The following is a 14,521-nucleotide window of genomic DNA, read 5'->3' as shown; positions in this document are numbered from 1 at the left end:
CCCCACAGCCACCAACATTTTTCACTTCAAGAAAAGGAAACCTTAATCATGTCTAAGAACAAAGTTGTCATCATCGGCGCCGGATTCGCAGGTCTAGTTGCCGCGCGCGAGCTGCAAACCGCCGGCATTGAATATGAAATCTTGGAGGCCAAAGACCGCATCGGCGGGCGTGCCTGGACCGAAGAGCGCATGGGTCGCCCGCTGGAATTGGGCGCTACCTGGGTGCACTGGTTCCAAGCCCACACCTGGACTGAGATCATGCGCTATGGTCAGCGCACTGAGATCACGGCGTCGCCTTCCGGCAATGACGCCCACTGGGTAACCGACGGCAAGGTGGTCAAGGGCACCGAGGATGATCTGGACGAAAAGCTCACGGCTGCAATGGAAGCGACCTACGAAGGCAGTGAGGACTACTTCCCTAACCCGCATGATCCGTTATGGGTTCTCTCTGATGACTTCGATGGCCCAGCTGAAGTGCGTGAGCGCTTTCTTTCCGATGACCAGAAAAATGCCATTGACCTTGTGAAAGAAGCTGGATTCGACCAAGAGACTATCGATCTTGTCGATGCCTTCTGGTGCGCCGGCTACATCGGCGACCCATACACCGGCTCCGCGCTCATGGCGAAGCAATGGGGCGCGCTATCTGATAACCGCTACCGCGTGATGGAAGATATCACCTTGAAGTGGAAGCTCAATAACGGCATGCGCTCGCTTTACGATGGCATCGCTGGCGACCTCAACAACGATATCCGCCTGAATACCCCAGTCGCGAAGGTCGAACATCGCGCTAACCGCGCAATAGTAACTACTGAATCGGGTGAAGTCATCGAAGCATCGGCAGTAATCTGCACCGTGCCGGTCGGCGCGCTGAGCAATATTGAATTCTCCCCTGCCCTGCCCGATGCTGTACAAAGCGTTATCGATGACAAGTGGAACTCCCAAGGTGCAAAGATCTGGATCAAGATCAAAGGTCACCACCGCTTCCTAGGCTATGCACCAAAGCCAGCCAAGATGTCCGTGGTGCGCTCCGAATACTTCATGGATGACGACACCACCATCCTGGTCGGCTTTGGCTACGACAACACCAATATTGATCTCAACTCCATCGAAGACGCCCAAGCTGTTATCAACCAATGGCGCGATGACCTCGAGGTTGTCGATACCACCGGCCACAACTGGGTTGCCGATAAGTGGGCTGGCCAGGCCTGGGGAACCCTGCGCAAGGGCCAATTCACCCAAGGCTGGAGCCTTTTCGACGACATCGATTCGCAGTTATTCTTCGCCGGCTCCGATTATGCCTACGGCTGGCGCGGCGTCTGCGTCGACGGCGCGCTAGAAAAAGGCATGACCACCGCCCGCCAGGTCATCAACAGCATGCGGGAGACAAAGGAACAGTAAATGACGCAGACAACCGTATACACCGGAAAGATTTGGACCAGCGTTGCCGATGATGACTGGGTCGAAGCCTTCGCCGTTGCAGATGGCCGTATCATCGCCACGGGCGCGCTCCACGAAGTGGAGGACCAAGTTGGCACACCACATGAGACCATCATCATTGATAAAGGCATTGTTACGCCGGGGCTTATCGATGGCCACCTGCACCTAAGTCTCGGCGGCACCCAGCTGGCTCACGAGTTAGCTTTGGATCCCACCGACGATGCTGAAACTATCTTGGCGAAGGTGCGCGAGTGGACCTCGCGCCTGAAACCAGGTGAGTGGGTTATCGGCGGCATCATCGGCAGCGGTGTGCTGCCCATGCTCAATAACGTGGAGTTCTTAGAAAAGCTCGATGAAGCTTCTCACGGCCATCCGGTGCTGCTGCGCGATGACACCATGCACAACCGGCAAGTCAACACCACCGCTTTGGAGGCCATGGGTATTACAGCCGATTCCTCCGACCCAGAAGGCGGCACGTATGTCCGTGACGATCAAGGCCGGCTCACGGGCGCTTTGTGGGAGCTGGCCTGCGCGGTAGCCGAAGGTGTTGCTGCCGGGTCTCACGTTGATCCACAAGAACGCCAGGTTAAAGCATTACAAACCGCGCTAGAACACCTGTCTGCGCTGGGGATAACCACCGTGCAAGATGCCGCGACCATGCTCCCGCACTTTGAAGGCCTATCCACCCTTGAAGAATCCGGCGAGTTAGACATGCGCGTGATTGCATCGATGCCCATTCGTCCCTTCATTGAAGACGGCACTGTAGGTGAAGAACTCTTCGCCGCCGGCATGGAGTTTGAAAGCGAACACGTGAAACCACGCTTTGCCAAGTTCGTTTTAGATGGCGTTCCCACCACGCACACAACGGCGCTGTTGAATCCGTATAAATGTAATCATTCCAGCCACGACCCCAACTTCCGTGGTGAGCTCTACTGGACTTTAGATGATCTCGTGGCAGCACTTCGCCGCTGTGCTGAGCTCGGTCTTGATGCCAAGCTGCACGCCACCGGCGATGCGTCGGTGCGCCAAGCTCTCGATGCCGCCGAAATTGTCCGCCAAGATGCCGGCGGCGGACCCGCAATGCAGATCGCCCACATGTCTTTTATCTCTGAGCAGGACCTTCCGCGCTTCGCCGAACTCAGCGTCGCCGCCGATGCCTGCCCATTCATGTGGTTTCCCAGCCCGCTTACCGAGGGCGTCGGCGCCTTCGTCGCCGATGAAACCATGGCGAATATCTGGCCTTTCAAAGACCTCCTCGCCTCCGGCGCCGTTGTCGCCGGCGGCTCCGACTGGCCCGTCGGCCTCCCCGTCCTCAACCCCTGGCTGGGTATCGAAGGTATGGTCACCCGCCAAGCCGCCGCCGACAGCGCGAACAGCTCCGACAGCTACGGCGACCGCACCGTCAACATCAATCAGGCCATCACGCTGCCCCAAGCCATGGCCGCCTTTACCCGCGAATCCGCGAAAGCCCTGGGCATCGCCGATGAAACCGGCACCATTGAACCCGGCAAATCCGCCGACTTCATCGCCCTCGACCGCAACATCTTTACCGGCGACATCAAAGATGTTCACAACACCCAAGTCAGCCGCCGCTGGGTGGCGGGCCAGGGCTCCTGAGACTACTCTTCGTCTGGCGCGAAATGTGAGTTGGCGAAGGCGACTGCGGCAGCGATGTCTTCATCGCTCGTTCCCCACGCCTTCTGAACAACCTCACCCCATGCCTCAGATGCGCTCTTTGCGTACTCCTTGGCCTCATCGGTGCTTTCCCAGGTCACTGGATCAAATGCTTCACCGGATAGGTGCTTGCCCAGCATGTGCAGTGTGAGATCCCAGCCCACGGCCACACCGATGGTTCCGCCAGGGCCATAAGCGGCCACCATCTCATCGAGGATCGCCGCTGGTGTGGAATGTTCCAGCTCCAGGGTGGTGTTTTCTCCTTCTGGGGTAAAGCGCAGTTCCAATTCCGTGGTCATTCCAGGACCCAGTGCCCACGTCGTCTTCAGCGTGATCGGCGCTTCAAAATGCAGCACTTCTCCACCGGCGTTGTCTTTGACCTGGAAGCTTCCGCCTTGACGGAAATCACCGTCAACTTCGCTGAACCATTGCGCGAGCTGCTCCTTGTCGGTGCAGGCCTTCCATGCATCGGTAACCTCTGCTGCAAAGGTCCTGCGCAGTACAACGGACTTACCTTCACCATCGGCAACCGGAGCATTTCCCAGCGCACGGTAGGTTTTATTCAAGCTTTCAGCCTCAGACATTGTGCTCCTCAGAAGGTTTAGCATTTCGGCAGGTTTACTGTCGCCCATCCTACTGAGCAATTGCCTTGCCCATCGTCTGGTTTCACGTGAAACTTCCTCACCCAGCGCACGTGTGGATTTCTGCTTATAATCCAGCCAAGTATTCCTTCGCATTGCAGAGAAAAGCAGGACGTTAATGGCCGATACCCCAGCCCCTGAGCCCACCAATTCTTCCCAGAAAGGCACAGCGTGGGAAGTGTTTTGGACCTTTCTCAAGCTCGGCCTTACTTCCTTCGGTGGCCCCATCGCGCATCTCGGATACTTTCGCACTGAGACGGTTCAACACCGGGGCTGGCTGAAAGATGAGGAGTACGCGGATCTCGTCGCATTGTGTCAGTTCTTGCCGGGTCCCGCTTCCAGTCAGGTGGGTTTCGCGCTCGGCATGCACCGGGCCGGCTTCCTGGGCGCACTCGCTGCATTTGTGGCCTTCACGCTTCCCTCCGCAGCACTCTTAGTCTTATTCGCTTTGGGCATTTCACTTTTCGATTCCCCATCCACCCAAGGCCTCCTCACCGGCCTCAAGGTTGTTGCAGTCGCCATTGTCGCTCAAGCAGTACTTGGCATGGCAAAGAACCTCACACCGGACAAAACCCGCGCAACCATTGCGGTTATCGCCGCCGGTTGCGCACTGCTTCTACCGGGATCCGCCGGGCAAGTAATTGCGATTATCTTTGGCCTTGTCGCAGGCTATTTCTTCTGCCGCTCTTCAACAACAACTACCGGCGGAAATCTTCACCTTCCAGTCCCCCGCATTGTTGGAATCATCTCGCTAATCTTGTTCGCGATACTCCTTCTCGGACTCCCACTACTACTGGCCGCCACGGGCTCTTCAGTTGTCGTGCTTGTTGATTCCTTCTACCGCGCCGGCGCATTAGTATTCGGCGGCGGGCATGTAGTTCTGCCTCTTCTACACAACGGTGTTGTGGAGACCGGGTGGATTGCTGAACAGGACTTCCTTGCCGGCTACGGTATCGCGCAGGCAGTGCCTGGCCCCTTGTTCACCTTCGCGGCATTTCTGGGCACCATAACTACCGTTGGACCAAACGGAACCCTTGGTGCAACCATCGCGCTTCTTGCGATCTTCCTTCCCGGATTCCTACTCCTTATCGGCGTGCTGCCGTTTTGGAATTCACTGCGCCAACGCGCTTGGGCCCAAGCAGCAATGCGCGGCGCCAATGCCGCCGTCGTCGGCGTGCTCGGCGCCGCGCTCTACACACCCGTATTCACATCAGCAATCACAGGACCAGCGACATTCACCTTGGCACTAGCCTGCTTCGTCCTTCTAACAACATGGAAACTCCCACCCTGGACTGTCGTCCTGGTCGGAGCACTCGGTGGCGTCTTACTGACGCTTATTTGATCTCATTTGTCCGTTGCTCGCGTTACTGGATACAGAAACTGGTTGAAAGCACTACCTCCCCGGGAGTCGCGGTCCTCAGTCCACTAGTCGTAGACACTCCAGGGATCAGCCCTCACTCGTGCATCGACGGCAGCCGCGTCATCACCGATGACCACCCGCCATTCACCACGCTGAACTGCCTCCAAAATTATGCTGGCAGCCGACTCACTTGATACTGGCTCGTAGTCGGCGAACTCCCCGTCGAGTGCACGCCTCCACGTGCGCGGCGGGGCGGGCATTCCAGTGCTCACATGACCTGCCAACACTAGAACCGCGGACAGATGCGGGGCATTGCGTTGAAAATCAACTACGAGCGACTCGGTGAAACCACGCACCGCGAACTTCGCAGAGGAGTACGCGGAGTGCGGTGTACAAGATCCGAGGCTTGCCCAGAGCGCATTAACCGAAGCAGTATTCACCACTGCCCCTTGATCGGCGGCAAGCAACATCGGCATAAACTCCCGCGTGCAGTTGTAAGTGCCAAACCAAGACACCGCAAATGTGCGCTCCCATTCCTCCGGCGGCGAGGAAACGAAAGACATCCCACCGACAGCACCAGCGTTGTTAAACAGGAAGTGGACACAATCGGTGTTGTGTTCACTGGCAACTTCATTTTGAAACTGCCGCACATTGAGCCTGTCAGACACATCGCACACATGCGCGGTAACTCGCACGGTCGGATAAAGACGCTGCACCTTGCGAACCGCTGTTTGCAGCTTCCCCTCGTTCAGATCGCAGGCAGCTACATTAGCCCCTTTACTGGCAAGTGCCAGCATAAGATCACGCCCAATACCCGATGCCGCGCCAGTGACCACAGCCAAGCGACCACCAAAATCCTCGAATGCATGCATTCCAAAACAGGGCTAAGTAAAGAAAAGTGTGTCTGAATTAGCTTACTTCTGCCAGCTCAACAACTGTTTTTAGCCGGTTAATAGGTCTCCAAGAGCTATTAACCGGCCTTTTGCGTTCAATACCGAGATCCCGTGAAAAGTGTGCTAACCGGTTCTGGTTTGATTTTCCGGTGAGTACAAACAGACCAAGATGCCCCATCTGTACAGGGCTAATGAAGAAAAACGGATACACACAAGCCGGCACCCAACGCTGGCGATGCACACAAGGCTGCCGCGGATCCTCAGTAAGAAACAGCCAACAAGCCAGCAAAGACGCCGCAACCTTCCGACTGTTCTACACCTGGATCACCACGGGTCGTTCCCTCAACAGCCTCGCACAAGAACACAACACCACCCGCCAAACCCTGCACGCACGCATGAAATGGTGCTGGCTGATACAACCTAACGTAGAAATCGACCACAATAGGGTCTATGACCAGCTATTTATCGACGGCACCTACCTCAACAAACAGTGCCTGCTCATCGCCGCAAGCCTCGACCACGTCGTCGCATGGCTGTGGTGCGATAAAGAATCCACCACCAACTACATCAAACTCATCTCCCAACTACAGCCCCCACTGATCATCACCCTCGACGGCGGGACCGGAGCCTTATCAGCAATCAAAAAATGCTGGCCCACCAGCCACATTCAACGCTGCACCGTCCACGTTCAACGCCATATCAGACGCCAAACCACCTCCAGGCCACGCACAGAAGCAGGCAAAGCCATCTACGCACTAGCCCTGTCGCTGACCAAAGTAGAAACCCCCGACGACGCCTACCAATGGAATACAAACCTGCTGGCTACCCACGAGTTTTACAAACCCACACTCGCTAAGAAAACCTTTTATAAACGCGGTCAACACCCCAGCGGGAAAACCTGGGACTGGACACACAAACGAGACCGCACAGCCATGAATTCGCTAAACAACCTCAACAGCAAAAAATGGCTATTTACCTGGATAGAACCACCCGAAGGATTCATTGGAACACCAAAATCCACCACCAACAGCCTTGAAGGTGGCATCAACTCACCGCTCAAACTCCTCGCCAGAAACCACCGCGGAATGAGCAAAGAACACCAACGCACCGCCATCGATTGGTGGCTCGCATCAAAAACGCAGCTGCCTGCCGAGCCCGTAAAGACCGCCAGGCAGCAACGCTGGGGTAAAGACGCACTCGCCAAAGTCAACGCCTTACTCGAAGCGGAATCACCCACACCACCAGAAATCGGTGGCCCAAGCGGATACGACACCGCAATCGATACCACCTACCAGCACTCTATGGGAATACAGAAAGGATGGCTAGGTAGATAACACAATGTCCGCCGGCAACACACCGACAGACACACTTTTCTTTACTTAACCCCCAAAACAGTACCGGCAGCAATTGAAAACTGCGAGAGGCTTGGTAGATTTTTCTACCAAGCCTTTTACTTGTGGAGCATAGGAGAATCGAACTCCTGACCTCCTGCTTGCAAAGCAGGTGCTCTACCAATTGAGCTAATGCCCCAAGCTTTCGCTAGGGAATTAGGTTACTCTTCGCACGTCATTCAAGCAAAACAGCTGCTTATACGCGCAAAAAGAACTACTCAGAATCGAGTTCTTTAATACGGCGCAAAATACGCTGGCCGATGGTGTGAACCTGCTGCACCTGCGACTTAGTCAGCGGATCGAACAAAACCTTTTGAACCTGCTCAACATGGCCGGGGGCGGTGGCGACGACTTTGTCGTAGCCGGCATCGGTAAGCGTGGCGACTGTATAACGCCCATCATCCGGATCGGCGCTGCGGGTGACCCAGCCCTTCTTCTCCAGCTTGGCAATCACCTGCGACAAACGCGACAAAGAACCATTAGCGGTGGACGCCAACTCACTCATGCGCAATTGGCGGTTCTCCGCCTCAGACAAACGGGCCAGCGCGGTGTAGCCAAAGTGGCTCAAACCAGCGTTTTGATTCAACTGCTTATCCAGCGAACGGTCCACGTCAATAATCAACGCCATAAGCGTGAAGAAGGTGTCCTTTTCTTCATCATTAAGCCAACGTGTTTGAGATTCGGCACCCTTTCCCGAATGACTATTCTTGGGATTCATAGGCACGAGTTTAGCAGAGCAAATGCGCTTTTCAAGACAGATTAGCAGGTAGGTAAAAAATATCGCTTTACATCTTAAGCGACGCATGCTAAGTTTTAGTTAAACCTTTAAGTAATCCTCTAGGAGAGAACATGTCCGTTCTGCCAGATCCTCGTACTCAAGTCCGCCCTGCAGGTGCGTTGGATGACCTGCGCGCCCTCACCATCCCACGCGCACACATGCACCGCGTGTGGGAACCGAGCGACGGACCAATGCCAGCCCTCTTCGTATCCCACGGTGCGCCTCCAACCCTGGACGACGCCGAATGGCTGGGCTACCTCAATAAATGGTCCGAGTCTTTGCCAAAGCCTCGCGCCGTAGTCATGATTTCCGCACACTGGGAGAATGCGCCGGTAGCTATTTCGGCATCGGCAGCAGGCACCCCGCTGTACTACGACTTCGGCGGCTTCCACCCTCGCTACTACACACTGCAGTACGAAACCCCTGACGCCACCGAGCTGGCACAGCGCGTAGCAGGCCTTCTGGGCTACTCCCCGGTTCACCAATTCACCGACCGCGGCTTGGACCACGGCGCGTTTATCCCAATGATGGCCATGTACCCAGCCGGTGACGTGCCAGTTATCCAGGTTTCGATGCCATCGATGAACCCAGCCGATTTGCAGGAGCTGGGCAACAAGCTGCGCAGCCTGCGCGAAGAAGGCATCCTGGTTGTCGGCTCCGGCTACATGACCCACAGCTTCGCCGTCATGCGCGATCCTTCCCTGCAGCCGTACGTCCAGGACTTTGATGACTGGGCCGGTGAGACCATCGCCCGCGGCGACGTGGACTCACTGCGCGACTACCTCAACAAGGGCCCCGGCGCGCGCATTGCGCACCCAACCGCAGACCACTTCGTGCCACTGCTGTTGACCATGGGCGCTGCGAATGACCCAACCACCGCGCGCACCGTATTTAACCGCGTGGGCTTGGGCAACCACATCCGTTCCATCGAGGTCTACTAAACACATGAAGGCGGGTACTGATCCATTGCGACTCAGTACCCGCCTTTTTTATGCGTGGTGATTCAGGGGTTTTATTAGTGCTGCTTCGCTTCGGCCGCAGCGAGAGCTTCACGCATAAGCTCAGCGGCTTGCGATGGAGTCTTACCCACGCGAACACCAGCCGCCTCAAGCGCGCGCTTCTTGCCTTCCGCGGTGCCTGAGGAACCAGAGACGATAGCGCCGGCGTGGCCCATGGTCTTGCCTTCAGGTGCGGTGAAGCCCGCGATGTAGGCAACCACTGGCTTGGTCACGTACTCAGCAATGTAGTTCGCTGCGTACTCCTCAGCGTCGCCGCCGATCTCACCAATCATCATGATTGCCTTGGTGTCAGGGTCCTTCTGAAAATCTTCGATCGCAGCAATGTGAGTGGTGCCGATGATTGGGTCGCCGCCGATGCCTACGCAGGTGGAGAAACCAATATCGGAGAGCTCGTACATCATCTGATAGGTCAGGGTGCCGGACTTAGACACCAGGCCGATGGAGCCTGGCTCCGGTGCGGTCTCCGCAGGAATGATGCCCGCGTTGGACTGACCTGGGGTGATAAGGCCCGGGCAGTTAGGGCCGATGATGCGGGTGTTGGATTCCTTCGCCAGGGCGAAGAACTCAGCGGTGTCCTTGACCGGAACGCCTTCAGTAATGACAACAGCGAGTGGGATGTTGGCATGAATTGCCTCTTCCACAGCAGCCTTGGTGAACTTCGCTGGAACGAAGATGACGGTGACATTCGCGCCGGTGGCCTGAATTGCTTCACGCACGGTGCCGAAAACCGGGATGGTTTCACCGGTTTCAAAAGAAACGGTTTCGCCGGCCTTCTTTGGGTTCACGCCGCCAACAATATTGGAACCAGATCCGAGCATGCGCTGGGTGTGCTTCATGCCCTCAGAACCGGTCATGCCCTGAACGATGATCTTGGAATCAGAGTCGAGAAAAATAGCCATGAGAAATTTTGGTCCTTAGAAGTCTCTAGGCGTTGACGGTTGCGTTGGAATCGGCGAGCTCAGCAGCCTTGCGTGCTGCCTCATCCATGGTTCCTACCTGCACAAGCTTTGGCAGGTTTGCATCATCCAGGATGGAGCGGCCGAGCTCGGCATTGTTGCCGTCAAGGCGAACAACCAGTGGCTTTGGCTCAATACCTTCAGATTCCAGGATGCGGAATGCCTGAACAATGCCCTTAGCAACCTCATCACAGGCGGTAATGCCGCCGAAGACATTGACGAAGACGGACTTGACCTGTGTGTCTCCGAGGATGACCTCGAGGCCGTTAGCCATGACCTCAGCGTTAGCGCCGCCGCCGATGTCCAAGAAGTTAGCTGGCTTTGGCTGGCTTGGCAGGTCCTCACCGGCATAAGCAACAACGTCCAAAGTGGACATCACAAGACCCGCGCCATTGCCGATGACACCCACGGAGCCATCAAGCTTGACGTAGTTCAGACCCATCTTTTGAGCCTTAAGCTCTAGCGGATCCTGCGCGCTGTGGTCTTGTAGTTCCGCGTGATCGGAGTGACGGAAAGCAGCGTTCTCATCCAAAGACACCTTGCCGTCCAGCGCGACGATATCGCCCGCACCAGTCTTAACCAGTGGGTTGACCTCCACCAGGGTGGCGTCTTCTTCCACGTAAGTGGTGTAGAGCTTCTTGAACACCGGGATCAGCTTGGCAATTTCTTCTTCGCTGAAACCGGCCTCGGTCGCGATTTCGCGCGCCAAGGTGGTGGTCATGCCATCGAGTGGGGAGAAGCTGCGGCGAACCAATGCCTCAGGACGTTCCACGGCGAGGGTTTCAATTTCCACGCCACCTTCCTTAGACAGCATCACCAGGTAACGGCGCTTGGTGCGGTCAAGGAGAATGGAGAAGTAGTACTCTTCCGCGATGTCCGCGCCTTCGGCGATCATCACGCGGCGAACGGTGTGCCCCTTGATCTTCAGACCCAGGATGGCATCGGCAGCCTGTGCGGCTTCGGCCGGGCTCTTAGCCAGCTTCACGCCTCCGGCCTTGCCACGTCCACCTACCTTCACCTGGGCTTTTACGACCACAACGTCGGTACCGAGCTTCTGTGCTGCCTCTTCTGCCTGAGTCGGCGAGGTAGCGGTGATGCCACGAAGTACAGGTACGTCATGCTTTTCAAACAAGTCACGAGCTTGGTACTCGTAAAGGTCCACAGTGAGACTCCATTCTCATTAATCACGGGTTCTTAACCAACGTCACAGTTTATAAGAATTTGAGTCCCACTACCTACAACTTGGACAATCGGGATAGCAGGAATTGCGAAGGATGTTTCACACACTTTGCAACAGTCGAACGCGAGGCGAAATCACTGGCAAAATCCCTGGGAATGCCATTGCGCTAGGCGAACACACCTCGTTTCACGGCGCTTTGCCAACTTGTCGCGACATACCCCCAAACATCTCCCCCGGCGGGTGGCTGATTGTAAACCCCGAAAATCCCTTTGCCCCGATCTAGCCGCGGCTATACTTTGGCCATGTCAGGAATTGATGCAAAGCGGGTACGCACCCGCCACTTTTTCGAGGCCAAAGCCGCCGGCTCCCCTATCTCCGCGCTGACAAGCTATGACGCGATGTCGGCGCGGATCTTTGATGAGGCAGGCATCGACATGCTGCTTGTCGGCGACTCTGCTGCCAATGTTGTGCTCGGCCGTGAGACCACTTTGTCCATCACTGTTGATGAAATGATTGTCTTCGCCAAAGCTGTCGTGCTAGCCGCCCGCCGCGCGCTAGTGGTGGTTGACCTGCCCTTTGGCAGCTATGAAATCTCGCCGGAGCAGGCAGTGTCCAGCGCGGTAAAGATTATGAAAGAAACCGGCGCGCAGGCGGTCAAGGTCGAAGGTGGCGTGGAACGCGCCGAGACCATCAGCGCGATTGTCACCGCCGGCATTCCGGTGTGCGGGCATATTGGTTTCACCCCGCAGTCGGAGCACGCGCTGGGCGGCCCTGTCATTCAAGGCCGCGGTTCGGGTGCGGAGAATCTCACCCGTGATGCCCGCGCCGTGGAGGCCGCCGGTGCGTTCGCCGTCGTGCTGGAAATGGTGCCCGCTGTGATCGCGGCGCAGGTCACGCGCGATATTGAAATCGCGACAATCGGTATCGGTGCCGGCCCTGACACCGATGGCCAGATTCTGGTGTGGCAGGACGCCTTTGGCTTTAACCGCGCCAAGACCGCGCGTTTCGTGCGCCACTACGCCAATCTGGGTGATTCCCTGCTTGATGCCGCACGTGCCTACGCCGATGATGTTTCCGCGCGCAGCTTCCCCGCGGCGGAGGAATCCTACGAATGAAGCTGATTAAAACCAAAGCAGAGCTTGTCGATGCCCTCGCCGACCTCCGCGGCCACATCGCCCTCGTGCCCACCATGGGCGCGCTCCACGATGGCCACTTGAGCCTCGTCGCTGCCGCTCGCGCCGACATTTCTTCTGCGGATGACATGGTCGTAGCGAGTATTTTTGTAAACCCCCTGCAGTTCGCGCAGCTCGGCGACTGCGATGACTACCGCAACTATCCCCGAACCCTCGACGCGGATGCGCAACTGTTGGAATCCGCCGGGGTGGATATTATCTTCGCTCCCGATGTGGCGGAGATGTATCCGCAGGGCACGCCTGAGGTGTGGGTGCGCAGCGGTGAGATGGGCAGCCAGCTCGAAGGCGCCAGCCGTCCTGGGCATTTCGATGGTGTTGCCACCGTCGTGGCGAAGCTGTTTAGTCTCATCCGGCCTAACCGCGCCTACTTTGGGCAAAAGGACGCCCAGCAGCTGGCGGTTATCAAACGCATGGTGCATGACTTGGACCTGCGCGTTGATATCCGCGCCGTGCCGATTATCCGCGGCGCCGATGGGCTCGCCGAATCCAGCCGCAACCAGCATCTTGGCGCCACGGATCGCCAAAATGCTCTCGCACTGTCGGCAACGCTGGCCGCGCTGCGGGATCGCCGAATTGACCTCGAGCAAGCCCGTGTCGAGCTTTCCAACGCCGACGCCGTGGACCTGGACTACCTCGAGGTTGTCAGCCCTGAAACCTTGCAACCAATCACCTGGCCACCAACCGCCCCTGCACTCGCGCTGGGCGCAATCACCGTCGGCGGCACCAGGTTGATCGACAACATGGATATCTAGTCTTATTTGATGAGATCCATCGCCCCCATCGTGCTCAAGTCATGCGTGTTACCCACGAGCTTTCCCCCTGGGGTAACAAGCTTGACCTGTCCGCGGTGGCGAATCATCCGCCCTCGACTTTTCTCGCGGCGCCCTGCCCGGGCGCCGTCGTCGTTGACACCGTTGTGATAAGCACACAGCGTGGTGAGATTCGAAGGATTCGTCTGGCCACCATTCTTGTGCGCATCCAAGTGATGCACCTGGCATCTATCGGCTGGTACTTTGCAGCCCGGCCACGGGCACACAAGATTCTCCGCCATGGCTAGAATCCGTTGCTTGCCTGACGCGAACCGAGCTTCGTAGAGATTGACTGGTCCGGCGGTGGGGTGGAAGAGTCCGGCGTAAATCTTGTCGCCAAGGGCGCCGGACATCGCAAGGTTAACGATCTCAGCACCAGTCATAGTGGTGCCGTCGGAGGCTCCAATGATGGATTCGTCGCCTTCACCACGGAGAATCGTCGCGGATTGATCCAAACCGATGGCAATAACGGTGCGGTATTCGGGTTTGATCACACCTCCACCGCCGTCGATGTGTTTCCAGAAGGCTTCTAACAGTGCCTTGGAGCGTGGCTCTGATGTGGTCTCTATGGCATCAAGGGTTTTCTCGAAGTCGATGATTCGTCGTTGGGTGTCAGTGATGCTCATGGTGACCATGCCGTTCTTCGGGCGTCCTACGCGGACACCTTTTTCTTTTGGTTTCTCACCGATGAGTTCATCGACACGTTGGTTGCCCAGAGCGTTGACTTCTTCATAAGTACCCTCGTGCGCAATCAACTCCGCGCGCAACTTCCAGGCCGCACCCCGCTGTTTCTTCACCTTCTGAGCGTGACCATCAATCATCTGTAGACGCTCCATACTCAACCCGCGCTCTTCAGCCAGAGCGACAGATTCACGTTGCAGGCGCGGCGAGTTTGTGGAGCCAAAGAATACATCCGCTAATTTGGAGAACTTTTTCGCTGTCGACAAGGCCCACCCATCGGCTGCCATATCGTACGGCGAGAGTTCCGCCATGTCTCTAAGAGCGCTCACCGCCTGTCTGTAGTGGAGCGTGAATGCTTTGTAATTTTTCATAACTTCGACGCTAAACCCAAAGCGCAACCCCACACCAGAGCAAGCCTCAAAATCTGTGAATAACTACGTTGACACATCACGCAAGGGCCTAAGTTATCCACAGGCAAAGCATTTTAGGGCCGGTAAAGGGCCATTATT

13 protein-coding genes and 1 tRNA gene are annotated in these 14,521 nt (G+C 56.7%); 7 read left to right on the top strand and 7 right to left on the bottom strand.

The genetic code is table 11. The features are described from left to right. Positions 1 to 48: 48 nt before the first annotated feature. Together CCASEI_RS00200 and CCASEI_RS00195 are read left to right on the top strand one after the other, a co-directional pair. Positions 49 to 1,398: an NAD(P)/FAD-dependent oxidoreductase gene (locus tag CCASEI_RS00200; RefSeq protein ID WP_025386821.1), complete on the top strand. Its 1,350-nt coding sequence runs from the start codon at positions 49 to 51 to the stop codon at positions 1,396 to 1,398. Beyond that, positions 1,399 to 3,054 carry an amidohydrolase gene (locus CCASEI_RS00195; protein WP_025386820.1) on the top strand — a complete coding sequence of 552 codons (1,656 nt, stop codon included), beginning with the start codon at positions 1,399 to 1,401 and terminating at the stop codon, positions 3,052 to 3,054. A gap of 2 nt (positions 3,055 to 3,056) precedes the next feature. Here CCASEI_RS00195 and CCASEI_RS00190 read toward each other — a convergent pair whose 3' ends face one another. Next, entirely contained in the window at positions 3,057 to 3,695 is a 639-nt protein-coding gene (locus CCASEI_RS00190; protein ID WP_025386819.1) for an SRPBCC domain-containing protein, read from the bottom strand. Positions 3,696 to 3,870: 175 nt separating this feature from the next. On the opposite strand from CCASEI_RS00190, the gene chrA reads away from it, so the two are divergent. Then, positions 3,871 to 5,094, top strand: a complete 1,224-nt coding sequence (gene chrA / locus CCASEI_RS00185; RefSeq protein ID WP_006822318.1) for a chromate efflux transporter — start codon at positions 3,871 to 3,873, stop codon at positions 5,092 to 5,094. Between the two features lie 83 nt (positions 5,095 to 5,177). Here the strand turns inward: chrA and CCASEI_RS00180 are convergent, their stop codons facing one another. After that, positions 5,178 to 5,984, bottom strand: a complete 807-nt coding sequence (locus CCASEI_RS00180; RefSeq protein WP_025386818.1) for an SDR family NAD(P)-dependent oxidoreductase — start codon at positions 5,982 to 5,984, stop codon at positions 5,178 to 5,180. Positions 5,985 to 6,154: 170 nt separating this feature from the next. On the opposite strand from CCASEI_RS00180, the gene CCASEI_RS00175 reads away from it, so the two are divergent. Further along, the gene (locus tag CCASEI_RS00175; protein ID WP_025386817.1) at positions 6,155 to 7,339 is read left to right on the top strand and encodes an IS1249 family transposase; all 1,185 of its coding nucleotides are present in this window, start codon (positions 6,155 to 6,157) and stop codon (positions 7,337 to 7,339) included. Between the two features lie 123 nt (positions 7,340 to 7,462). Here the strand turns inward: CCASEI_RS00175 and CCASEI_RS00170 are convergent. Beyond that, a tRNA-Ala gene (locus tag CCASEI_RS00170) sits at positions 7,463 to 7,535 on the bottom strand. A 75-nt stretch (positions 7,536 to 7,610) separates the two neighbouring features. Continuing rightward, positions 7,611 to 8,114, bottom strand: a complete 504-nt coding sequence (locus CCASEI_RS00165; RefSeq protein WP_025386816.1) for a MarR family winged helix-turn-helix transcriptional regulator — start codon at positions 8,112 to 8,114, stop codon at positions 7,611 to 7,613. 131 nt (positions 8,115 to 8,245) lie between these two features. Between CCASEI_RS00165 and CCASEI_RS00160 the strand changes: the two genes are divergently transcribed. Then, positions 8,246 to 9,115, top strand: coding sequence for a DODA-type extradiol aromatic ring-opening family dioxygenase (locus tag CCASEI_RS00160; protein ID WP_025386815.1), 870 nt, complete (start codon positions 8,246 to 8,248; stop codon positions 9,113 to 9,115). Between the two features lie 74 nt (positions 9,116 to 9,189). Here the strand turns inward: CCASEI_RS00160 and sucD are convergent, their stop codons facing one another. Next, the gene (sucD, locus tag CCASEI_RS00155) at positions 9,190 to 10,092 is read right to left on the bottom strand and encodes a succinate--CoA ligase subunit alpha (RefSeq protein WP_025386814.1); all 903 of its coding nucleotides are present in this window, start codon (positions 10,090 to 10,092) and stop codon (positions 9,190 to 9,192) included. 25 nt (positions 10,093 to 10,117) lie between these two features. Further along, the gene (gene sucC, locus CCASEI_RS00150) at positions 10,118 to 11,311 is read right to left on the bottom strand and encodes an ADP-forming succinate--CoA ligase subunit beta (RefSeq protein ID WP_025386813.1); all 1,194 of its coding nucleotides are present in this window, start codon (positions 11,309 to 11,311) and stop codon (positions 10,118 to 10,120) included. 320 nt (positions 11,312 to 11,631) lie between these two features. On the opposite strand from sucC, the gene panB reads away from it, so the two are divergent. Both panB and panC read left to right on the top strand, forming a co-directional pair. Beyond that, entirely contained in the window at positions 11,632 to 12,444 is an 813-nt protein-coding gene (gene panB, locus CCASEI_RS00145) for a 3-methyl-2-oxobutanoate hydroxymethyltransferase (protein ID WP_025386812.1), read from the top strand. Continuing rightward, entirely contained in the window at positions 12,441 to 13,274 is an 834-nt protein-coding gene (panC, locus tag CCASEI_RS00140) for a pantoate--beta-alanine ligase (RefSeq protein WP_025386811.1), read from the top strand. Before panB ends, panC begins: the two co-directional genes overlap by 4 nt. A gap of 2 nt (positions 13,275 to 13,276) precedes the next feature. Here panC and CCASEI_RS00135 read toward each other — a convergent pair whose 3' ends face one another. After that, on the bottom strand, positions 13,277 to 14,383 hold the full coding sequence (locus CCASEI_RS00135; protein ID WP_006822310.1) for an HNH endonuclease signature motif containing protein: 1,107 nt from the start codon (positions 14,381 to 14,383) through the stop codon (positions 13,277 to 13,279). Positions 14,384 to 14,521: the final 138 nt, after the last annotated feature.

The sequence above is a fragment of the Corynebacterium casei LMG S-19264 genome (assembly GCF_000550785.1).
Taxonomy (GTDB): Bacteria; Actinomycetota; Actinomycetes; order Mycobacteriales; family Mycobacteriaceae; genus Corynebacterium; species Corynebacterium casei.
Note: the sequence above shows the minus strand (reverse complement) of the source record. Positions and strands in the feature narration are given on the sequence as shown.

What these genes read in the sequence shown, in the direction of transcription:
- CCASEI_RS00180 (WP_025386818.1), bottom strand. Translation starts at nt 5,984, where the DNA reads ATGCATGCATTCGAGGATTTTGGTGGTCGCTTGGCTGTGGTCACTGGC.
- CCASEI_RS00160 (WP_025386815.1), top strand. Translation starts at nt 8,246, where the DNA reads ATGTCCGTTCTGCCAGATCCTCGTACTCAAGTCCGCCCTGCAGGTGCG.
- CCASEI_RS00135 (WP_006822310.1), bottom strand. Translation starts at nt 14,383, where the DNA reads ATGAAAAATTACAAAGCATTCACGCTCCACTACAGACAGGCGGTGAGC.
- chrA (WP_006822318.1), top strand. Translation starts at nt 3,871, where the DNA reads ATGGCCGATACCCCAGCCCCTGAGCCCACCAATTCTTCCCAGAAAGGC.
- panC (WP_025386811.1), top strand. Translation starts at nt 12,441, where the DNA reads ATGAAGCTGATTAAAACCAAAGCAGAGCTTGTCGATGCCCTCGCCGAC.
- CCASEI_RS00200 (WP_025386821.1), top strand. Translation starts at nt 49, where the DNA reads ATGTCTAAGAACAAAGTTGTCATCATCGGCGCCGGATTCGCAGGTCTA.
- CCASEI_RS00195 (WP_025386820.1), top strand. Translation starts at nt 1,399, where the DNA reads ATGACGCAGACAACCGTATACACCGGAAAGATTTGGACCAGCGTTGCC.
- CCASEI_RS00190 (WP_025386819.1), bottom strand. Translation starts at nt 3,695, where the DNA reads ATGTCTGAGGCTGAAAGCTTGAATAAAACCTACCGTGCGCTGGGAAAT.
- CCASEI_RS00165 (WP_025386816.1), bottom strand. Translation starts at nt 8,114, where the DNA reads ATGAATCCCAAGAATAGTCATTCGGGAAAGGGTGCCGAATCTCAAACA.
- panB (WP_025386812.1), top strand. Translation starts at nt 11,632, where the DNA reads ATGTCAGGAATTGATGCAAAGCGGGTACGCACCCGCCACTTTTTCGAG.
- sucD (WP_025386814.1), bottom strand. Translation starts at nt 10,092, where the DNA reads ATGGCTATTTTTCTCGACTCTGATTCCAAGATCATCGTTCAGGGCATG.